The following is a 20,335-nucleotide window of genomic DNA, read 5'->3' on the forward strand; positions in this document are numbered from 1 at the left end:
CTGCTGATGTGCAGCGGCGCGTCACCCGGGCGGGCGACGGAGGCCCGGAAGCGGAAGGGTTCACGGGGCGGCTCGGGGGCGGGCTCGTAGGGGCTGGGCGGCGTCAGGAGTTGTGCCCCCGGTCGGGAGGCTCGGCGTCGTCCAGCGAGCCGGCCGCGGCCCGGCCCACGATCTTGGCGGCGGTGGCCGCGGCGGCGACGGCTGCGCCGACGGGGCCGGCCGCCGCTGCCGCCCGGCTCGCGCCCGCGGCCGCACCGCTCGATCCCGCACCGCTCGATCCCGCTCCGCCGACGCCCGCTTGGGCGCCCGCGGGCCCGAAACGGCCCGTGCCGCTCGTACCGTTCGCGCCGGAAGAGCCGACCGCCCCCGCCGCCCCGGCCGGGCCGCCGCGTCCGGACGTCCCGCCGGAACCGCTGCCGCCGGTCGTCCCGGACGCGCCGGAGGGGCCCGCGCCCCCGGTCCGACCGCTGTTGCCGCCGCCGCTGAGACCCCCGCCGAGCGAGCGGGCGCCGGAGGCGAGGGCGTTGCCGGTCGCCGACATCGCGCCGGAGACGGCACCGGCGCCGCCGAGGGCGGCGGTGGCGGGCACGATGAGTTTGAGCAGTGCGGGCAGCGAGACGGCGGCCAGCAGCATCACGCCGATCCCGGCGATGCGTTCGTTGACGCTGACGGGGTCGTCCGAGTTGAGCATCACCGCGCCCCCGTACATCACGAGGGCCGCGGCGGGCTTGTACAGCAGCCAGGCGATCATCCAGCCGAGGTGCTTGCGCCACCAGCCGCCGCCCCACTCGGTCATCGAGGCGGCGGCGGCCAGTGGCAGGGTGCCCAGCAGCAGGATCATCACGCCGAGGCGGATGTAGAGCAGGATGGTGTGGATGATCCCGGAGATCAGCAGCAGGAAGGCGAGGATCATCAGCAGGAACGCCTGGATGCCGCCGCCGTCCGTGCACTGGCCGATGTGGTCCAGCTGCTCCTGCGCCCCCGCCTTGAACAGGTAGTCGGAGTAGCGGTCCGAGAGGCCGGCCGCCGCCGACACGAGGGTGGTGGCGCCGCCAGAGACGAGGACGACCCGGAGGATCCCCTTGAGCGCGGTGCGGCCCGCGTCGCCGCGTCGTTCGATCGCCATCCGGCAGGCGGCGAAGATCAGCGAGCCCACCGCCATATAGACCACGAGCCATTGCGAGGCTTGATTGATCTTCTGTGACGACTTGACGCTCGACAGGGTCGGAATGGCGGTGGCCAGGGCCCCGAACACGGTGATCGCGGCCGCGAGCACGAAGTCCGCGATGGCGTTCATGATGGTTCCGATGGGGTCGCCCAGGAAGCTGAAGAACCCCACCAGCGCGTCCAGGACGGGCACCCCGGTGCCTTGCGAGCACTGCATGTCAGACCTCCCAGAGCAGATAGCCGCGGGTGTTCTGCACCGACTGCACCTGGGCGTAGAGGGCCCCGTCGCTGAACGGCACGATCTTCCAGTCGCCCTTGTCCCAGCGGAGGTTGACGGTGGTCGCGGCGTAGCCCTGGGTGGACCGCATGAGCAGGTTCACCCGTGCCGTGCTCCCCGTGTACGAGGGCACGGAGAAGCCGACGTACGTGGACACGGCCGATGTGTCCGTCGTGTTCGCGGAGACGGAGTCCCCGACGGTCGAGCGACGGAACACGAACATGTCGCGCGGCTGCCCCGGTACGAGCTGCTCCGCGGCCACGGTCCGCCAGCCGGACTCGCCCATCTGGGCCGTGATGACATGGGCGGCCAGCACCGCGCCGGTGGCGGTGTGCGCGAAACACCACCAGGGCGTGCCGTCGTCGTGCGTCGGCCCGGCCGTCGCGGAGACGGGCACCCGTACGACGCCGATCATGCGCCAGTCGATGTCCTTGGGCGCGGCCTTCGGCAGGGCGTCACCGGCGCTGTCGTCGGTGTGGCAGCCCTGGGGCCGGCCGTCCTCGGTGAGGGCGCCGGACAGCGGGCCGGGGGAGGCCGCGGCACCGGCGCGGCCGTCCCCGCCGGAGGCCAGCGCGGCGAACCCGCCCAGCACGACGGCGACGGCGAGGAACCCGGCGGACAACTGCCAGCCGCGCTGCCGCCAGTACGGCTCGGCGTCATCGGTCCGCCGTTGCCTGCGCGTGAGCATCTCGAAGGCCGCCTGTTCAGTTGAAGACGAACGAGATCAGCGGACCCGCGGTGGCCACCAGCACACAGCCGCCGAGCACCATGCCGAGGCGGCTCATGTGCTCCGAACTCTCGCCGCGCTTCAGGGAGATGGCCATCATCGCGCCGGTGATCAGCACACCGGCGACGCCGGCGGCGGTACCGGCCCAGGCGGCGATGCCGAGCACGGTGTCGACCTTGTCGGTCAGCTCGCTGGGCGCCTCCCGCGTCGGGTTGGGCACGTCGGAGGCGAGCAGGGCGGAGGTCTTGTACAGCAGTGAGGAGGACATCGGGGATTCTCCGGGTGGGTCGGCGTCCGCCGGGCGGCGGACGCGGGTGGTGAGCGGTAGGACGCGGGTGGTGAGCGGTAGGGAGGGCGGGCGGTAGGGAAGGCCGGCGGTACGCAAGGGGGCGGGACGCCCCGGCGCGGGTCAGTGGAGCGACAGGTCCCCGAGGGCGGCGACGAGCGGTCCGGCGCAGGTGGCGAGGAGGCTGGCGAGGGCGACGAAGAAGACACCGCGGAAGTGCTCGCCGCCCTCTCCCGGATCACCCCGGCGCAGCTGGACGGCCATCTGGATGCCGACGATGATCAGTCCGCCGACCCCGGCGGCCGTGGCGCACCAGGCGAGCATCCCGAGGATGTCGGTGGTCTCCCCGTTCGCGTTGGGGTTGAAGGAGTCGGCCAGCAGATACCCGTGCGGCGGCAGACGGTTCATGACAGGGTTTCCTCGGGCTGGATGTCGGCGCCCACCAGTTGGGCCAGGGCGCTGAGCTGCCGGGGCGGGGTCCGCAGCCGGCCGCCCTTCCGCCAGGCCGGAATCCACGGCACCCGGTGCACATGGGCGGCGGACCGGATGACCCGGATACGGCGCAGCAGCCCGAGCGGCAGCCGCCCCGGGGCGTCGGCGACGAGCACCACGGCCAGCAGGTCGAGCCCCTGCGGGGCGCTGCCGTCGTGCAGCGCGCCCAGCGCCTGGGACACGGCCCGCAGACCGCGCGCACTGGTCCGGCCGACCAGCACGATCCGGCCCGGCTCGCCCCGGGCGGGCTCCGGCCAGCGGGCTCCCACGTCGACCCCGCCGAGCAGTTCGCACAGCGAGGACGCCCCGGCACCGCCGTGCGCCTTGACCCACCCGATCTCGTCCCGTGTCCGCGTGCGGGTCCGTGTCCGGCCCTGTCCCTGTCCCTGCGCCCGTCCGGTGGTCCGGGGCCGCCGGGGCTCGCCCCAGCCGGCGTCACCGCCACGGGCGCCGGAGGCGCGGCGCGCGGGCGGGGGCGGGGGAGAGGGACGAGTCGGGGGAGCGACGGTCCGTGGGGGAGCGGGCGCCGGCGCGGCGGCGGCCGGACGGGGGGCCGCGGCAGAAGCGGGCGCCGTACGGGGAGCCGCGCGAGTCGCGCGAGCCGGAGCCGGTGACGGCGCGGGTGCCGGCGCGGGTGCCGGTGCCGGTGCCGGTGAGGAGGGGGCAGGGGGCGCCGGTGAAGGTGGCGCCGAGCGGCCGGATGTGGGTCCGCGCACCCAGGACCGCGGCCCCGGCGGCGTCATCGAAGGAGTACCCATGCGCGTCCCGCCCCCCTGCTGACTCATATGTCCGCTGCTTTGACTCATGTGGTTTCCACCGGTTTGAACTTCTTTGCCCCGAGCCCCGTTTGATGTCCCGGGCTCGTCGGACAGCACAACGGGCCGTCCGGGCAGAGCGGTTCAAGGTGAGGGGAAGAAGGCGGGCGCGAATGAGCGCGGACATGGCAGACAAGGGCGGCGACGGCGGCGAGGGCAGCGTCGCCAAGACCGTACGGAACACTTCGGTGGCCGCCCTGGGCTTCGGCTGCATGCTGTTGCCGGTGGTCCTGGTGGGCGGCGCCGTCGTGGTGATCATCTTCGGTGGGCTCGGCGTCCTGCTGGCCCCGCTCATCGCGCTGATCCTGCTCTTCGGCGGGGGCGGCGGCAGCCACAGTGACGCCGACAACGAGGCCACCGCGAACGACGTGGTGCGCATCATGCAGGGCGACGGCAAGGACCCGCTGGAGGAGAGCACCGTCCCCGAGGACCTGGTGCAGCCCATCGAGGACGCCGGCAAGGAGTGCGACACCATCGGCCCGGTCGTGATCGTGTCGCAGATCGAGTTCGCGTCCGGATACAACTCCAAGATGGTCGGCCCCGACGGTGAGAAGGGCATCTCCCAACTGCCGCCCGCCGTCTTCGAGAAGTACGGCAAGGACGACGACGACAACGGCAAGGTCTCCGCCGAGGACGACACGGACTCGATCCGGGCGCAGGGCCGTTACATGTGCGACCTGGCCAAGGAGGCGCAGAACGCGCTCGACACGGCCAAGGCCGACGGCAATGTCCTCGACCTCACCCTGGCCGCGTACAAGGTCGGCATGGACGCGGTGCTGGACGCCAAGGGCGTACCGCAGACGAACGAGGCCCTTGGCTATGTCGCCGCTGTCCGCGCCCAGTTCGCGAAGTACGCGGGCGTGGCCGCGCCCCCGGACGGCGCCACCCCCGGTGTGACCCCCACCCCGACGGAGTCCGGGGAGACGACGACCCCATGAGAGAAAGGCCGCCCATGACCCGCTTCGACGTGCGCATCTTTGACCAGGGCCGGGCGGAGATCGACGGCCGCCCGGTCGTGGCCGCACCGGATGACTCGTTGCACGAGGCGGTACTTGACGAACTCCAGCGCCACGCGGAGGTCCACGGCACCCCGGTGCAGGCGACGGTGAACGACACGGCCGGGGCCACGTACTTCGTCCTGGAGGTGGCACCGGACGGTTCGAGCAGGGTCCTGATGCAGGAGGACGAACCGACGGGGACGATCGAGCCGGAGCCGGAGCCGGAGCCGGAGCCGGAGCCGGAGCCGGAGCCGGAGCCGAGGCCCGAGTTGGAGCTGGAGCCGAGGCCCGAGTTGGAGCTGGAGCCGAGGCCGGCGCCGGAGTTGGAGCCGGAGCCTTCCCAGAGGTCGGCGATAGCGCAGGCGGTAGCACGGGCAAGGGCGACGGCGGCGGCACACGCGGCACCGCCCCCGCCACGGGCAAGGGCGGGAGCGGCCGGGACAGCGGCGCCGCCACCGGCCGCGGACGTATCGACGGACCTGGCCGAACGCATCGCGAAGATCAACGAGTTGGCGCGTACGGGCCGGCTGGACGAGGCGTACGCGGACGCGACGGCGCTGAGCGAGAGCGTGACGAACAGGTCGGGCGCGGAACACCCGCAAGCGCTGGAGGCGCGGTCGGTGGAGGCGTATCTGGCCCACCTGCGCGGCGACCACCGGGCCGCAACGGTCCTGGCGTTGACCGTGGCGAGGATCCGCTGCGGTGCGGGGGACAGCCGGGCCCCGGAGGACGTGGCGAGGGCGGCGGCGGCCTGGCAACGCCTGGAGGACGACAGGGCGGCGGTGGTGCACGGCTACGAACTGCTGCACATGTGGGACAGATTGCACAGCAAGGGCCGACTGCCGCCTGGCCACACGGAACTGGCGGACCGGGTGCGCAGCCATGTGGCCGAGCTGGAGGCGTACGTCTGGAGCGACTTGAGGACGCCTTGAGCTTGGCGTGAGGCAGACCGAGCACGGCACGGCAGCCGCGAAGAGCATGCCGACCAGCGGATCCACAGCGCCGTACAACGACCGTCAACCGAACGTGGAACACACATCGGAACACTCCCCTGCCTCGGAGGCCCCGGCCCGCGAACCCCCACTGGGGCCGGTCATCCCAAGGAGCAGGAGCACACGATGAACGTGATGGTCATAGGCTCGGCAGGCGCGATATCCCCCGAGGAGCGCGCGCTGCGTGATCTGTACGTGGAACACGGCCCGGCGCTCTACGCGTATGTGCTGCGCATGCTGGGCGGGGACACGCACCGGACGGAGGACATCATCCAGGAGACGCTGCTGCGCTGCTGGAACAAGCAGAACCTGGTCGACGACGAGGGCATGGCGGTACGCCCGTGGATGTTCCGGGTGGCCCGCAACCTCGTCATCGACGCCCACCGCACGAAGATGGCCAGGCCCCAGGAGGTCAGCGGCGCGACATGGCTGACCGACCTGGGCGCCGAGGCGGACGACATCGAACGCATGCTGTCGTCCATCGTCCTGCACGACGCCCTGAACTCCCTGACTCCGGCCCACCGAGAGGCACTTCAGGCCACCTTTTTCGCCGACAGCACCACCCACCAGGCGGCCCAGGACCTGGGCGTCCCCCAGGGCACGGTCAAATCCCGCGTGTACTACGCCCTACGCAGTCTGCGCTCGGCCCTGGACGAACGGGGAGCCCGCTGACACCCGGGGCCGAGGCGGTGTCATCCCGCTGCCGCTCGTTTCCGGTTGGCGCGTCGGAGGTGGCGAAGACCCGTCCAGCCGAGTCTGAGGGCCAGGAGCGGCATGAGGATCATGAGCGCGAGCCCGACCAGGACGAGCATGCCGTACCCGATCCTGTTGCCCGTCGGGGAGTGCGTGCTCGCCGTGTCGGGACGCCCCGGCACATAGTGGACGCGGATCGTGTCGCCGACGTCCGCGTCGCCGCCTTCCCAGAACCGGTACGAGGTCCCGTCGGCGGCGGTGAAGCTCACTTCGATCCGCTTGGTGCGGCTTCCCTGAGGGCCGGCCACCTCGTCCTTCGCCAGGACGGTCCCGTCGGCCGACCGCCCACGCGCCGCGACCGCGGAGGCGTCGTGCAGTCCGTCCAGTCCACTGCGGGCGAACCCGTACCCGAGGACGGCGAACAGCGCCGCCACGGTCGTCAGGGCCACCCCTGCCGCGACCTTGCCGGCGACGCGCGCCCACGCACCGACCCGGCGCGGCGGCATCCGCGCGCTCACCGGCACCCACCCGACCCCTGAGCCACGGCCCCTCCTGCCCCACCTCGCACCGGGCGGCCTCGGCCGCGCGTTCCCCGGGGTTGTCCTCCCCGCGGTGCGGAGCTTTATCCGGGAAATCCCGTGCGTTCTGCGCCGGCTGTCTCCCATGTCGGCGCCGCTCGCGATCAGCGGACGGAGTCCGACGACGGCGGGGCGGCGGTTTCGTGGGCGGATTCCCGGAGAGCGACGAACGTCAGGGCCGCCGCCGTCGACGTGCCCGCCGCCAGGGCCAGCGTGAGGGGGAGGGAGCGGGGCGACAGGGTGGCGGCGAGGGCCGCGCCCAGGGCGAAGGCGGTGATCTTCAGGCTGGCGCCGGTCGTGAAGACCTGGCCACGCAGCCGGGCCGGCGCCTCCTGATGGCGCACCGCGAACAGAGCGCTCAAAGCCGGCCCTTCGGCCAGTCCCGTCACGATCGCGGCCGTCACCAGCAGTGCCGGGCCGCCGGACGCGGTCAGCGAGAGCGCGGCCAGGGCCGGCGCGGACGCCTGGATCAGGGCGGTGGCCCACAGGATCGTGTCGGGGGCCACGGCGCGCGGGAAACGGGCGAGCAGAACGTTGGCGGCGAGGGCCCCGGCCGCCGTGCAGGACAGCAGCGCCGTGCCGCGGCCGGCGCCGCCGAGGACGCGTTCGCCGAGCAGCGGGAGACAGGCCGTGAGCATGCCCTGCCCGATGCAGCAGACGACCGAGACGAGAGTGGCCCGGGCCAGCCGGCGGCCGCCCACCAGGGCCCGTACGCCGGCCGTGAGGTCGCCGGACAGGGAGGCGGCCCGCGGGCGGTGCGCCGCACCGGGACGTGCGGGCAGCCGCCACGCCGCGGGCACCGCCGCACCGATCAGGGCCACGGAGACCAGGACGGCCGTCGGCGCCCCCAGTGCCGCCGCCGTGCCGCCCGCGAGGGCGGGCCCGGCCAGGCTCGCCGCGCCGAACGTCATGGCGTCGAGCGCGTTCGCCCTGGGCAGCCGGTCGGCCGGTACGACGTGGGGCAGCTGGGCGGTCCAGCCGCCGGACAGCGCCGGGCCCAGCAGCCCGGTGGCCACCGCGAGCAGCACACTGACGGCGAACGGAAGCCGGCCGAGCGCCAGCAGGACCAGGGCCAGGCCGGCGGCGTACAGCACGAGCGCCGCGGCCAGCGGCCGGCCGGGCTGCGCCGCCCGGTCCAGGAGGGCGCCGAGCACCGGGCCGCCCACCGCCGCCGCAACGGTGATGCCCGCGAGCAGTGCGGCTCCGGCGGCGGCCGATCCGGTCAGGGCGAGCCCGGCCAGCATCAGTGCGGGCCCCGACATCTCGTCCCCGGTACGGGCCGCCAGCGCCCCGGCGTGCGGGGAGACCGTTGCCCAGGCCGCTCCCCAGGCCGCTCCCCAGGCCGTTCTCGCGGACCTTCCGAAGCGGGCCGTGCCAGGCGTCGCGTAACGCTTCGTCATTAGTGAAACGTTACGTAGGTAACGTAAAACTCTGCAATATGCGTTACATTGAGCCTGTGTCCGACACCCCCGGCGACTGGTCCGCCCGGCACTCCGTGCTGACCATGGCGCGCCGCACCGCCGCCCTGGTCAACGCGCTGGACCCGGACGCCCCCGACCCCGCCGCCGTCGCCCGGGTGCTCCGCGCCCACGGCGAGGACGGACCCCTCGGCCTGACGCAGCGGGACGTCGACCGGATGCGGGTCGCCGCCGCCCGGCTGCGGGAGGTCTTCGCCGCCGCGGACACCGACGCCGCCGCCACCGCGCTCAACCGCCTGCTGCGCGCACACACCGGACGGCTCCGGCTCACCTCGCACGGCGGCGGCACGCCCTGGCACCCGCACCTCGACCGCGCCGACGACGGCCCCTGGGACGAGTGGTTCCTCGCCTCGTCCTGCATGGCCCTGACCGTCCTCGTCTGGGACCGCCGGCGGCCGCCCGGCGCCGTCTGCGCGTCGCCCGCCTGCCGCAACGTCTTCATCACGCAGGGCAGCGGCCCGGAACGCCGCTACTGCTCCCGCCGCTGCGCGACCCGCGAGCGCGTGGCGGCCCACCGCGCCCGCGCCGCCGCGGCACCGGACGCCACCGCGTAGGCGCAGGGAGCCTTGCCACAACCGGCCCAGTGCGGTCCGTCTCCGGCCGGTTTCGCCCGTGTAGCGGAACCGTCATGGAATGGGGCCCCTCCGTGGCCGGGAATGAGGCCGCCCGTTAGCGTGTTGCGCAGCACGGCTGGGGAAAGATCCTCCCCAGGTACTAGGGTCAATCTTTTGCCAACCTATTACTCTTGCAGCCAAGGCCGCGCAGGGCGGCCATGGAGGAGTGAAATGAGGAGCAGCAACCCGGTCTTCTCGCGACGGGGGTTCAGCCGCGACAACGGCTACGCGGGCTTCAACACCGCGCCGCAGGCCGGGTACGCGCCGGGCAACCCGTACGCCCAGGGCGGCAACCCGTACGCGACGAACCCCTACGCCCAGCAGGACCAGCAGTACGGCGCCCCGCCGCAGGCCCCGGTCACCACCGACCGGATGACGATGGACGATGTCGTCCTGCGCTCGGCCACCACGCTCGGCGTGGTCGCCGTCGGTGCCGTCCTCGCCTGGACCCTGCTGCCGGTCTCGTCCGGCAGCTACGGTCTCGCGATCGGCGCCGGCCTGATCGCGATGGTCCTGGCGCTGGTGCAGAGCTTCAAGCGCACCCCGTCCCCCGCGCTGATCCTCGGATACGCCGCCCTCGAGGGCGTCTTCCTCGGCGTGATCAGCGAGATGTTCAACAGCCGGTGGAGCGGCGCCCCGTTCCAGGCGGTGCTCGGCACCATGGCCGTCTCGGGCGCGACCCTGCTGGTCTACAAGGCCGGCTGGATCCGGGTCACCGCCCGCTACGCCCGCATCGGCCTCGTGATCGCGATGGCGTTCGTGGCGGTCATGGCGGTCAACCTGCTTCTGGTGGCCTTCGGCGTCGCCGAGGACGGCGGTCTGCGCAGCTTCGGCCCGCTCGGCGCGATCGTGGGCATCATCGCGATCCTGCTCGGCGCGTTCTTCCTGACCCTCGACTTCAAGCAGATCGAGGACGGCATCGCCTACGGCGCCCCGCGCAACGAGGCGTGGCTGGCCGCGTTCGGTCTGACCATGACCCTCGTGTGGATCTACGTGGAGATGCTGCGGCTGGTCGCGATCTTCAGTAGCAACGACTAGTCGGTCCTACGACTGGTCGGCCGCACGCCGGCACGCGAAGGGCCCCGGGTTCCGTCCCGGGGCCCTTTCGATGTTCCGGATGTGCGCGCCTAGAGGAGTTTGCGCGCGGCCCTCCTCAAGTCGTACTCATGGACAAGCGCCTTGGCGTGGCCGTATGCGAGGTTGTGCTCCTGACGGAGCCAGCTGACTTTCTCCTCGAAGCGGAAGAGAGCGGGGCCTTCCTCGACGGTGCGCAGCCAGTCGGAGACTTCACGACCGGTGCAGTGGGGGATGCGGGCGAGCAGATTGCGATGGGTCTCTTCGGAGAAGACTTGGGACATCGGCGCCTCCGGACGCATTCGAAGCCGGTCCTTCACGTCACCGTGCCTGAGCGTTGGCGTGTTGGCAACACTCCAGGTAGGACGCGTTACGCTCACCGCGTGGTTGATACGACGCCCCTGACCCATGCAGTGGATCACTTCGCCGACCGTCTGCGGGCGGCTCCGCAGAGCCGGTTGCAGCGCAGCGCCGCCGCCGAGGCGCTGGGTCTGGCAAGGGAGTTGGCGGTGCGCGCCCAGCGGATCGAGGATCCCTCGGCGGAGCCGCGGCAGATGCCGGACGCCGGCATGTTCGCCGCCGCCGACCAGATCACCGTGGCCGGGCACGATCTGGCGCTCGTGCTGACGAGCGAGGCGGAGGTGGCGGAGGCGGTCCGCCTGGTCGACGAGGCCCGGCAGCGCGCGGGCGTGTGAGCGGCGCACGGCCCTCCGGCTCCGCGCCGGTCGCCGGCAGCGGGGTGCTCGGTGCGGTCGCCTTCGGGTACTTCGCCGCGCGGCCCGTCGTCGTAGTGCCCCGGCCTGCCGGGTCCGTCGCGCCGGTCGCCGGCAGCGGGGTGTTCTTCCCGGTGGCCACCCGGTACTTCGCCGCGCGGCCCGTCGTCGTAGTGCCCCGGCCTGCCGGGTCCGTCGCGCCGGTCGCCGTCGTACTGCCCCGGCTCGCGCGGGCTTATCGCATCGGTCGTCGTCAGCCGGGTGCTCGTTCCGGTCGCCTCCGGGTCCTTCGCCGCGCGGAGCGCCGTCGTCGCCGTGCTCGGGCTCGCCTCTCGCCGGAGGGTGCGGCGGTCGCCGCGACGCGCCGCCCGGGTCGGCCGAGCCGTATGCGCTTCCCCCTGCCGGTTCTACGAGCCGTTCCGCACCGGAGGACCGCAGGACCGGAGGACTACAGGGACGCTATGACCCGGTCCGCCAGGATGTACACGGTCTCCTCGCCGCACGCGAAGGTCAGGGTGTACGCGCCCGAGATGCCCGAGCCGCCCAGCAGGACCGGGGCCACCCCGCAGCGCAGGAACGCCGCCAGGCGCTCCGCGGTCTCGCGGTGGCCCGGGGTCATACACAGGGTCGTGCCGTCCGCGAAGACATAGACGTCGAGGGTGCCGAGGGGGCCGGGGCGGACGTCGGTCAGTTCGACGCCGGACTCGGCCAGCTCCTCCAGCGTGGAGACGGTGCGCTCATGGTCGTTGACGATCGGTGACGGCACCGGCACGAAGTCCGGATGCGAGGGGTGCCGGCGGCGGGCCGCGGCCAACTCCGGGGACTCACCGGCGAACTCGTCGGTGTCCGTCGCCGGCTCGATCACCGGCTCGGTGACCGGCTCCAGGCCCGCGAAGTCCGCCTGCCGTGGCAGAAACGGTTCGTTGTCGGCGAGGCCCAGCAGCGAGGGCGCGTCGGAGGCGTCCCGGGCCTCCTGGGCGGCCCAGAAGGCACGCGCCTCGGCCAGCTCACGCTCCCGTTCCTCGGCGAGCGCCTCGGCGACGGCGGAGCGTATCTGCTCGGTGTCGGTCGTGGTGCGGGCGCCGGGCAGCAGCGCACGCGTGGCGGCTGCCTGGCTCTCCGCGAGCTGGGTGTGCAGGGCCGTGACCTGGCGGCGCAGAACGAGCATGGTGCGCAGGACGGCGACGCCCACGGCGCCCGTGGCGGCCGTGGTGAGCAGCAGGGCGATCGGCATGGCGCTCACTGACGTACTCCCGGTTCAAAGTCGACCCCCGACTTCCTACATCAGCTTGAAGGGTGGACTAACCAGCTGTCAGTGCGTAACGTCACGAAACGGACGTGACTTTGGGTCCGAGGTATACCTCCACAACCGCTCTGACCTGCGGGATATCTCCCGGAAGGGAGATAGGTCACATCCTGAGGGAGATTGGATCACAAATCGACCCGGCGTTCGGAACGTCCTCGAACACCGGGTCCGTGCCGTCACGTTGGGTTTTCGGCCGGTCACCGTTCGGGACCGGACGCGCTTTCAGCTGAGGCGTTCGATGACCATGGCCATGCCCTGGCCGCCGCCGACGCACATCGTCTCCAGGCCGAACTGCTTGTCGTGCCACTGGAGCGAGTTGATGAGCGTGCCGGTGATACGGGCGCCGGTCATCCCGAAGGGGTGGCCGACCGCGATGGCGCCGCCGTTGACGTTCAGCCTGTCGAGGTCGATACCGAGTTCCCGGTAGGAGGGGATCACCTGGGCGGCGAAGGCCTCGTTGATCTCGACCAGGTCGATGTCGTCGATGCTCAGCCCGGCGCGGCGCAGGGCCTGCCGGGATGCCTCCACCGGGCCGAGGCCCATGATCTCGGGGGACAGCCCGGAGACGCCGGTCGACACGATCCGGGCGAGCGGGGTCAGCCCCAGCTCGCGGGCCTTGGTGTCGGACATGATGACGACCGCGGCGGCGCCGTCGTTCAGCGGGCAGCAGTTGCCGGCGGTGACGAGCCCGTCCGGGCGGAAGGCCGGCTTGAGGCCCTGCACGCCCTCCATGGTCACGCCCGCGCGCGGACCGTCGTCCTTGCCGATCACCGTGCCGTCGGGGAGCGTCACCGGGGTGATCTCGCGCTCCCAGAAGCCGTTCTTGATGGCCTCCTCGGCGAGGTTCTGCGAGCGGACGCCGAACTCGTCCATGTCCCGGCGGGTGATGCCCCTGCGGCGGGCCAGGTTCTCGGCGGTCTGGCCCATCGCGATGTAGGCGTCGGGGACGAGGCCGTCCTCGCGCGGGTCGTGCCAGCTCGTGCCCTCCTGTTCGGCGACCGCGGCGGTGCGCGCCTCGGCCTCGGCGAAGACCGGGTTGTGGGTGTCCGGCCAGGTGTCGGAGTTGCCCTTGGCGAACCGCGAGACCATCTCGACGCCGGCCGAGACGAAGACATCGCCCTCGCCGGCCTTGATGGCGTGCAGGGCCATCCGGCTGGTCTGCAGGGACGAGGAGCAGTAGCGGGTGACGGTGCAGCCCGGCAGGTGGTCCATGCCCATCAGTACGGCGACGATCCGGCCGAGGTTGTTGCCCTGCTCGCCGCCGGGCAGGCCGCAGCCGAGCATGAGGTCGTCGATGTCCTTCGGGTCCAGTTCGGGGACCTTCGCCAGGGCGGCCTGGACGATCGTGGCGGTGAGGTCGTCCGGGCGCAGTTCCTTCAGGGAGCCCTTGAAGGCGCGGCCGATGGGGGAGCGGGCGGTCGAGACGATGACGGCTTCGGGCATCACGGCTCCATGGGCGTACGGATGGGCAGGACTCCTTGGGAAGCTACCTGCCCGTACCGTCACGGTCACCGGCGGCGCGATGTGACACAGACCGCAATCTTCTAAGCGCTTGCTTTCCACCCCGCTCGGTTCAGCCGAGCCCCCGCGCATGCGGCCGGCGCTGACCTCGTGCCCCGAGCCCCCGCGCATGCGGCCGGCGCTGACCTCGTGCCCCGAGCCACCCGGCACGGCCATCCCTGGGACCCTGCGTACGCGGCCGGGGCTAACCCCGGGACCTCGCGTACGCGGCCCGGCTGCCTGGACTCCGGGCACGCGGCGCGGCCATCCCCGGATCCCTGCGTACGCGGCCGGGGACCCCCTGGGACCCTGCGTACGCCGCTGGGGATGCCCGGGGACCCCGCGCACGCGACCCGGCCGCACCGCGAGCTTGCGCGCCCGACGCAGCCACCCGGGACCCGCCCGCGCGGCGTAGCCACCCGGGACCCGCCCGCGCGGCGTAGCCATCCGCGACTGCCGCCTACGCGCTCCGGCGGTCCCGGTACCCCTGCCTACGCGGTCCGGTGGTCCCGGGGCCTCGTCCACGCGGCGTGATCCCGCCCATGCGGTCTGGCTGCACCGCGAGACTGCCCTCGCGGTGCGGCTGACCTGGATCCCACGTGCGTGGCAGGGGCCACTCGCGGTCGCGCGTATCGGGCGGTCCGGGTGGGTCGGTTGGTTGGTGCGGGTCTGGACCGGAGGGCTGGGTGGGGTGTCAGGAAGGCTGGGTGGTGGTGGCAGGGGCGGGTTCTGGTTCGGTGACCCGGCGTCGGCGGCGGCGCTTGAGCAGCGCCCACGGACCCCGCGGCCCCGTGGGCATCGCCGCGGTGACCTCGGTGCCCGCCTCGTCCGCGGCCTCCGCCGCCGCACGGGCCACCGGCAGGAAACCCTCGCGCCGCGACACATCCGGGCGCTCCTCGTCCGCCGGCCACAGGCCGAGGGCCGCGCACACCGTCGGCAGCACCGCCATCGCGGCCGTGGCGTAGCCCTCCGCGGAGGGGTGGTAGTTGTCCGGGCCGAACAGCTCGCGCGGGTTCGCCGCGAACTCGGGGCCGAGCAGATCGCCGAGCGACACCGCGCGGCCCCCCTGCTCCACCACCCCGATCGTCTGGGCCGCCGCCAGCTGCCGCGAGGCACGGCGCGCCAGCCAGCGCAGCGGCTGCTGCACCGGCTCGATGGTGCCCAGGTCGGGGCAGGTGCCCACGACGACCTCAGCACCGGCCGTGCGCAGCCGCCGTACCGCCCCCGACAGATGCCTGACCGAACGCGTCGGCGGCATCCGGCGGGTCACGTCGTTCGCGCCGATCATGATCACGCACACGTCCGGTACCGGCGCGCCCACGGCCACCACCAGGCTCACCTGACGGTCCAGGTCGTCCGACTGGGCCCCCGGCAGGGCGACGTTGCGCAGCTCCACCGGCCGTTCGGCCACGGCCGCGAGGCCCGACGCCAGCAGCGCGCCCGGCGTCTGGCCCGCCCGGCGCACGCCCTGGCCCGCCGCCGTGGAGTCCCCGAGCATGGCCAGCCGCAGGGGTGGCTCACCGGGCACCGCATAGCCCCGGCCGTACTCTCCCTCCGCCGACGGGACCCGGTCCGCGGTGCCGTTGCCCACGTGCCGCTTGGCCAGCTGTACCTCGGCCAGCAGCAGGCCGACGGCGGCCGCCCCGACCAGCCCGACCCCGCCGCCGCCGTACGCCGCGCCGGCCGCGATCCGCCGGGCCACCCTCGCCCTCGACATGCTCGTCATGCGTCGCCGCCACCTCCTCGTAGCCCTACACCCACTCCTTGCCCCGTACTGCCTGTCCGCCAATCTCAACAGTGAGTGAACGCCGGCCCGGGGCGGGGCAGCTGGCCTTAGGCTGACGGAACTACTACGACCACTTCTTTGTGCAAGCAACCGGAGACGACGGTGCAATTCCACGACTCGATGATCAGCCTCGTCGGCAACACCCCGCTGCTGAGGCTCAACAGCGTGACCAAGGGCATTCGGGCGACCGTCCTGGCCAAGGTGGAGTACTTCAACCCGGGCGGCAGCGTGAAGGACCGCATCGCCCTGCGCATGATCGAGGCCGCCGAGCAGAGCGGGGAACTGCAGCCGGGCGGCACCATTGTCGAGCCGACCAGCGGAAACACCGGCGTGGGCCTGGCGATCGTGGCCCAGCAGAAGGGCTACCGGTGCATCTTCGTGTGCCCGGACAAGGTGAGCACCGACAAGATCAACGTGCTGCGGGCGTACGGGGCCGAAGTGGTCGTCTGCCCGACCGCCGTGGCGCCCGAGCACCCGGACTCCTACTACAACGTCTCCGACCGGCTGGTGCGCGAGACCCCCGGGGCCTGGAAGCCCGACCAGTACTCCAACCCCAACAACCCGCTCTCCCACTACCACTCGACCGGGCCCGAGCTGTGGCAGCAGACCGACGGCCGGATCACCCACTTCGTGGCGGGCGTCGGCACCGGCGGCACCATCTCCGGCACCGGCCGCTATCTGAAGGACGTCAGCGACGGCCGGGTCAAGGTGATCGGCGCCGACCCGGAGGGTTCCGTCTACTCCGGCGGCTCCGGGCGCCCGTATCTGGTCGAGGGCGTCGGTGAGGACTTCTGGCCGACTGCCTACGACCGGACCGTCGCCGACGAGATCGTCGCCGTGTCCGACAAGGACTCCTTCCAGATGACCCGCCGGCTGGCGAAGGAGGAGGGCCTGCTGGTCGGCGGCTCCTGTGGCATGGCGGTGGTGGCCGCGCTGCGGGTGGCCGAGCGGCTCGGCCCGGACGACGTCGTGGTCGTCCTCCTGCCCGACAGCGGCCGCGGCTACCTCAGCAAGATCTTCAACGACGAGTGGATGGCCGACTACGGCTTCCTGGAGGACGAGGGCCCGAGCGCCCGGGTCGGCGACGTCCTCAACGACAAGGTGGGCGGTCACATCCCCTCCCTCGTCCATATGCACCCGGACGAGACCGTCGGCCAGGCCATCGAGGTGCTGCGCGAGTACGGCGTCTCCCAGATGCCGGTCGTGAAGCCGGGCGCCGGGCATCCCGATGTGATGGCCGCGGAGGTCGTGGGCTCGGTGGTGGAACGGGAACTGCTCGACGCCCTGTTCAGCAAGCGGGCCTCGCTGGAGGACCCGCTGGAGAAGCACATGTGCGGCCCGCTGCCCCAGGTCGGGTCCGGTGAGCCGGTCGCCGATCTGATGTCGGTGCTCGGCGCGGCGGACGCGGCGATCGTCCTCGTCGAGGGCAAGCCGACCGGTGTGGTCAGCCGGCAGGACCTGCTGGCCTTTCTCGCCAAGGCCGGAAAGCAGTGACGAATCTGCGGTGAACCGCCGGTGTCCACGGCGAACCTGCGGTGTCCGGCGGCTTCGCAGCTGTTTCGGAAGTGGTACGCGCGCGTCACGTGCGCGCAGCACCCGCTTAACACGCGTCCGGCACATTGGTGGGTGTCGGCAGGGCGGGAGCGGCTCCCCGCCCCGGCCGGCGCCGAACGGCGCCAAGGACCTCCGGAGCGGCTCCCGGACCTCCATGGACGCCATGGACGCGCAGCCCGGCCCTGACCCGGCCCGCGTCCCTCGCGGGGACCGCCGTCGTCCCGCCCCCCGGCAACGGGGGTGCGGCGGTCCCCGCGCACACCTTCGCCCCGGCCCGCCCGGTGCGTTGTCGGGGCGCGGCCCGAGCGGCCGTCACTCCTCCCAGGCGTCGTCCCTGGAGGACGGGTCCGAGCGGTGGCGCAGCCGGCCGAACAGGCCCGGGGTGGTGCGGGCCGCCTGAACCGTGTTGACGCCGACGATGCCCACCCAGGTGACGATCAGACCGGGCAGATGGCCGACGGCGCCGCCGATCGCGGACAGCGGGATCGCCAGCACCATCGAGACGATGCCGAACCCGAACCGCTCCCCCCAGGAGTCGGTCGGCTTCGGGGACCGGGAGCCCCGCGCGATCTGCATCTGCTGCTCGGCGAGAAGTCTGCGCATCCGGCGCTCCACCGCGCCGTCGATGCGCTGGTCGACCTTCTCCAGGAACGAGTCGACCAGCGCGGACTCGTACTCCTCGCCGAGTTCCCGACGCGCCTGGAGGGTGGCGTCGAGTTCCTTCTTCAGGTCGGCGTCCCGCGCCTCGATTCCGGTCATACGGGCACCGTAGGATGCCGGGTCGCCCGCCGCACTGGGGCTAGCCCCCCTCTTGGCCTCGGGACGGCGGCACCGCGGCCGCCTCAGGGCGGGTGTCAGGGCAGCAGGCAGACGAGTCCGGTGCCGAGGTCGCGGCGGGCAGCAGCGACATACGCCGGCCTGAACGCCGGGTCCGCGCGGATCGCGTCCCGGACGCAGGCGGTGTGGGCGCGCATGGTGTGCTCGGCCCAGTCGCCGGGGACCGCCCGGGTCCGGCGCGCCGCGGGGATGATCTCGCCGACGAGCAGCCGCAGATGCCCCGGCACCGGCGCGCCCGTCCGTAGATGCCCCGGCACCGGGGCGCTCGTCCGCAGGTGCTCCGCCATCGGGCCACCGCCGCTCGCCCGGTCACCGGCGCGGGCGTCCCCCGCTCCGGCGCACGGGTCGCGCGGCGCCGCGCGAACGGCCGGGGCACAGCGCCGGATCACGGCCTGGATCAGGGGTGTCCCTTGCCCGGCTGTATACGGTCATGCAGAGTTCTTGGTGTGTGAATAGGGCGCCCGGTGCCCCGGCGTCGAACGGCGTCCGGGTCCGAGGGAGTCCGAACCTTATGGCCATCTGGAGGGGGAGCACGTGATGAGCGTGACCGACAGCCCTGCGACCCGCCTGCAGGCGCTCTTCGAGGGGCACCGGCTCACGCCGACCCAGCGGCGCATCGCGCACAACATGGTGCGGCGGGCCGCCGACGTGCCGTTCCTGTCCAGCGTGGAGCTGGCCGAGCTGGCCGGGGTCAGCCAGCCGTCGGTGACCCGGTTCGCGGTCGCCCTCGGCTTCGACGGCTACCCGGCCCTGCGCAGGCACCTGCGCGACGTCGTGCCCGCCGAACCGGCCCCGGACGCGACGTCGCACAACGAGTACCAGCAGGCCGTCGAGGCCGAGATCGAGAATCTGCGGCATCTGGCGGAGGTCCTCGCCGACCCGCGGCCGGTGCACAAGGCGGGCCGCGTCCTGGCCGCCTCCCGGCCGCTGCCGGTGCTCGGGCTGCGCGCCGCCGCCGCGCAGGCGTACGGCTTCGCGTACTTCGCCGCCAAGGTGCACCCGGACGTCCGGCTGCTCGACGAGGGCGGCACCATGATCCAGGACCGGGTCGACGCGGCCGTCCGGGCGGGTGCGAGCGCGCTGCTGTGCTTCGCCCTGCCACGGCATCCGCGCGAGGTCGTGGACACCCTGGCCTACGCCAAGGACGCCGGGCTGACCGTGGTCACCGTCGCCGACTCGGCGTTCGCGCCCGTCGCCCGCCACAGCGACCTGCTGCTGCCCGCCGCCATCGGCACGGGCCTCGCCTTCGACACCGCGTGCGCGCCGATGCTGCTCGGGCGGGTGCTGCTGGAGGCGATGTGCGACGACCTGCCGGACGCCCAGGCGCGGCTGGAGGAGTTCGATACGAAGGCGGCCGCACGCGGGCTGTTCGTGGAGTGACCCGCCGCTCTCAGAATTGTCTCACGTTGTCCCGTTACCGTTCCGCGCGCAGGAACGCGAAGGAGCCGGAAGACGGGAGGCCGGACGTGGCACGTGGAGGACAGGGGCTGGCCCGGGTGGCCGTCGTGGTGCGGGCCGGGGCGGCACCGCTGTGGTGGCTGGGGGTGTGCGTGGCCGGCATCGGCGTGCTCGTGCCGGGCGTGACCGGGCGCAGGATCGGTGTGCTCGGCGGGGCCGCGCTGTTCATCCTCGGCGCCGCCGCCGTGGCGTACACCCGGCGCCGCCGCTACACGGCCCTCGCCGGCGGAGCGGCCCGCGCCGGCCGGCACGATGTGCTCCAGGACCGGGCGGTGACGGTCCGTGTCTGGCGCCGCGGCCACCGCTGGTGGCTGCTGCTCGCCTTCCTCGCCGCGCTCGGCAGCTCGTTCGCCGTGCCCGCGGCCGGCGGCATGCTGCTGGCCGGGACCGGTGCCGGGCTGCGGCTCAAGGCCGCCTGGCTGGGGCGGCGCGAACGGGCCGGGGACGCGCTGCTGTGGGTGCGGGTCGACTGGCTCGACGGCCGCGGCGGGCGCCCGGCCGGCAAGGCGGTCAGGGCGTACCGGGACACGGGCATCGCGGCGGGCGACGCGGCCCCGGGCGGGGCGCGCCGCCGCACCGCGGCACTCGTCTGACCGGGCCTCGCCTCAGACCTCCAGGTCCTGCTCTATCTTCTTCAGCTGGTGCCGGGCCATCGCGAGGTTGGCCCGGCCGGAGTCCAGCACCAGATACAGGAACAGACCGTTGCCGCCCCGGCCCTTGAGCAGCCGGACCAGGTGGTACTGGTTGCTCAGCGTGATCAGGATGTCCTCGATCTCGCTCTTCAGGCCCAGGTGCTCCATGGTGCGCATCTTGGCCCGGATGACGTCGGTGTTGCCGGCGGCGGCCACGTTCAGATCGAAGGTCTTGCTGCCGCCCATCGTGCCCAGCGCCATCCCGCTGGTGTAGTCGACCAGCGCGACGCCGGTGGCACCCTCGATGGAGGTGATCGCCTCTTTCAACGCTGTTTCGGTGTTGGCCATGGCGGTGCTT

The 20,335-nt window shown here is 72.9% G+C and carries 23 protein-coding genes; 9 read left to right on the top strand and 14 right to left on the bottom strand.

Annotation, left to right across the window (positions count from 1 at the left end; all coding sequences use genetic code 11):
• Positions 1 to 103: 103 nt before the first annotated feature.
• From ABT245_RS28580 to ABT245_RS28600, 5 genes are all read right to left on the bottom strand, one after another.
• A complete protein-coding gene (locus ABT245_RS28580) occupies positions 104 to 1,384 on the bottom strand; it encodes a hypothetical protein (protein WP_351738634.1) in 1,281 nt (426 codons plus the stop codon).
• A 1-nt stretch (position 1,385) separates the two neighbouring features.
• Positions 1,386 to 2,132, bottom strand: coding sequence for a DUF8175 domain-containg protein (locus ABT245_RS28585; RefSeq protein WP_351738636.1), 747 nt, complete (start codon positions 2,130 to 2,132; stop codon positions 1,386 to 1,388).
• Positions 2,133 to 2,148: 16 nt separating this feature from the next.
• Positions 2,149 to 2,439 carry a hypothetical protein gene (locus ABT245_RS28590; protein ID WP_351738639.1) on the bottom strand — a complete coding sequence of 97 codons (291 nt, stop codon included), beginning with the start codon at positions 2,437 to 2,439 and terminating at the stop codon, positions 2,149 to 2,151.
• A gap of 141 nt (positions 2,440 to 2,580) precedes the next feature.
• Positions 2,581 to 2,865 carry a hypothetical protein gene (locus ABT245_RS28595; protein WP_351738641.1) on the bottom strand — a complete coding sequence of 95 codons (285 nt, stop codon included), beginning with the start codon at positions 2,863 to 2,865 and terminating at the stop codon, positions 2,581 to 2,583.
• On the bottom strand, positions 2,862 to 3,218 hold the full coding sequence (locus tag ABT245_RS28600; RefSeq protein WP_351738642.1) for a hypothetical protein: 357 nt from the start codon (positions 3,216 to 3,218) through the stop codon (positions 2,862 to 2,864). Before ABT245_RS28600 ends, ABT245_RS28595 begins: the two co-directional genes overlap by 4 nt.
• A 671-nt stretch (positions 3,219 to 3,889) precedes the next feature.
• Here ABT245_RS28600 and ABT245_RS28605 point away from each other — a divergent pair.
• The 3 genes from ABT245_RS28605 (at position 3,890) to ABT245_RS28615 (ending at position 6,426) form a co-directional block, all read left to right on the top strand.
• A complete protein-coding gene (locus tag ABT245_RS28605) occupies positions 3,890 to 4,702 on the top strand; it encodes a lysozyme family protein (protein ID WP_351738644.1) in 813 nt (270 codons plus the stop codon).
• A 14-nt stretch (positions 4,703 to 4,716) separates the two neighbouring features.
• A complete protein-coding gene (locus ABT245_RS28610; RefSeq protein WP_351738646.1) occupies positions 4,717 to 5,694 on the top strand; it encodes a hypothetical protein in 978 nt (325 codons plus the stop codon).
• 186 nt (positions 5,695 to 5,880) lie between these two features.
• Complete coding sequence (locus ABT245_RS28615; protein WP_351738648.1) at positions 5,881 to 6,426, top strand: sigma-70 family RNA polymerase sigma factor; 546 nt, start codon at positions 5,881 to 5,883, stop codon at positions 6,424 to 6,426.
• Positions 6,427 to 6,446: 20 nt separating this feature from the next.
• Here ABT245_RS28615 and ABT245_RS28620 read toward each other — a convergent pair whose 3' ends face one another.
• Both ABT245_RS28620 and ABT245_RS28625 read right to left on the bottom strand, forming a co-directional pair.
• Complete coding sequence (locus tag ABT245_RS28620; RefSeq protein ID WP_351738651.1) at positions 6,447 to 6,965, bottom strand: DUF3592 domain-containing protein; 519 nt, start codon at positions 6,963 to 6,965, stop codon at positions 6,447 to 6,449.
• Between the two features lie 164 nt (positions 6,966 to 7,129).
• The gene (locus ABT245_RS28625; RefSeq protein WP_351738654.1) at positions 7,130 to 8,425 is read right to left on the bottom strand and encodes an MFS transporter; all 1,296 of its coding nucleotides are present in this window, start codon (positions 8,423 to 8,425) and stop codon (positions 7,130 to 7,132) included.
• Positions 8,426 to 8,529: 104 nt separating this feature from the next.
• Here ABT245_RS28625 and ABT245_RS28630 point away from each other — a divergent pair, with 104 nt between their 5' ends.
• Positions 8,530 to 9,057, top strand: coding sequence for a CGNR zinc finger domain-containing protein (locus tag ABT245_RS28630; protein WP_351738804.1), 528 nt, complete (start codon positions 8,530 to 8,532; stop codon positions 9,055 to 9,057).
• 231 nt (positions 9,058 to 9,288) lie between these two features.
• Positions 9,289 to 10,155 (top strand): Bax inhibitor-1/YccA family protein, encoded by an 867-nt coding sequence (locus ABT245_RS28635; protein ID WP_351738656.1) that lies wholly within the window; start codon positions 9,289 to 9,291, stop codon positions 10,153 to 10,155.
• Between the two features lie 89 nt (positions 10,156 to 10,244).
• On the opposite strand, the gene ABT245_RS28640 is transcribed toward ABT245_RS28635, so the two are convergent.
• Entirely contained in the window at positions 10,245 to 10,475 is a 231-nt protein-coding gene (locus ABT245_RS28640) for a DUF4287 domain-containing protein (RefSeq protein WP_121890605.1), read from the bottom strand.
• Between the two features lie 99 nt (positions 10,476 to 10,574).
• Here ABT245_RS28640 and ABT245_RS28645 point away from each other — a divergent pair, with 99 nt between their 5' ends.
• On the top strand, positions 10,575 to 10,886 hold the full coding sequence (locus ABT245_RS28645) for a hypothetical protein (protein ID WP_351738659.1): 312 nt from the start codon (positions 10,575 to 10,577) through the stop codon (positions 10,884 to 10,886).
• 466 nt (positions 10,887 to 11,352) lie between these two features.
• Here the strand turns inward: ABT245_RS28645 and ABT245_RS28650 are convergent, their stop codons facing one another.
• From ABT245_RS28650 to ABT245_RS28660, 3 genes are all read right to left on the bottom strand, one after another.
• Entirely contained in the window at positions 11,353 to 12,147 is a 795-nt protein-coding gene (locus tag ABT245_RS28650) for a hypothetical protein (protein ID WP_351738661.1), read from the bottom strand.
• A 285-nt stretch (positions 12,148 to 12,432) separates the two neighbouring features.
• Entirely contained in the window at positions 12,433 to 13,653 is a 1,221-nt protein-coding gene (locus tag ABT245_RS28655) for an acetyl-CoA C-acetyltransferase (protein WP_351738664.1), read from the bottom strand.
• A 751-nt stretch (positions 13,654 to 14,404) separates the two neighbouring features.
• Entirely contained in the window at positions 14,405 to 15,436 is a 1,032-nt protein-coding gene (locus ABT245_RS28660) for an SGNH/GDSL hydrolase family protein (RefSeq protein WP_351738666.1), read from the bottom strand.
• A 162-nt stretch (positions 15,437 to 15,598) separates the two neighbouring features.
• Here ABT245_RS28660 and ABT245_RS28665 point away from each other — a divergent pair, with 162 nt between their 5' ends.
• Complete coding sequence (locus ABT245_RS28665) at positions 15,599 to 16,990, top strand: cystathionine beta-synthase (RefSeq protein ID WP_351738807.1); 1,392 nt, start codon at positions 15,599 to 15,601, stop codon at positions 16,988 to 16,990.
• Positions 16,991 to 17,362: 372 nt separating this feature from the next.
• Here ABT245_RS28665 and ABT245_RS28670 read toward each other — a convergent pair whose 3' ends face one another.
• Together ABT245_RS28670 and ABT245_RS28675 are read right to left on the bottom strand one after the other, a co-directional pair.
• Positions 17,363 to 17,809, bottom strand: a complete 447-nt coding sequence (locus ABT245_RS28670; protein ID WP_351738669.1) for a hypothetical protein — start codon at positions 17,807 to 17,809, stop codon at positions 17,363 to 17,365.
• Between the two features lie 95 nt (positions 17,810 to 17,904).
• Entirely contained in the window at positions 17,905 to 18,174 is a 270-nt protein-coding gene (locus tag ABT245_RS28675; protein WP_351738672.1) for a hypothetical protein, read from the bottom strand.
• 250 nt (positions 18,175 to 18,424) lie between these two features.
• Here ABT245_RS28675 and ABT245_RS28680 point away from each other — a divergent pair, with 250 nt between their 5' ends.
• The gene (locus ABT245_RS28680; RefSeq protein ID WP_351738675.1) at positions 18,425 to 19,267 is read left to right on the top strand and encodes a MurR/RpiR family transcriptional regulator; all 843 of its coding nucleotides are present in this window, start codon (positions 18,425 to 18,427) and stop codon (positions 19,265 to 19,267) included.
• 86 nt (positions 19,268 to 19,353) lie between these two features.
• Complete coding sequence (locus tag ABT245_RS28685; RefSeq protein WP_351738678.1) at positions 19,354 to 19,938, top strand: hypothetical protein; 585 nt, start codon at positions 19,354 to 19,356, stop codon at positions 19,936 to 19,938.
• A 12-nt stretch (positions 19,939 to 19,950) separates the two neighbouring features.
• Here ABT245_RS28685 and ABT245_RS28690 read toward each other — a convergent pair whose 3' ends face one another.
• A complete protein-coding gene (locus tag ABT245_RS28690; protein ID WP_351738680.1) occupies positions 19,951 to 20,325 on the bottom strand; it encodes a roadblock/LC7 domain-containing protein in 375 nt (124 codons plus the stop codon).
• Between the last annotated feature and the right edge of the window lie 10 nt (positions 20,326 to 20,335).

Origin of the sequence: Streptomyces sp. NPDC001508, assembly GCF_040298665.1 — a bacterium.
Classification (GTDB): Bacteria; Actinomycetota; Actinomycetes; order Streptomycetales; family Streptomycetaceae; genus Streptomyces.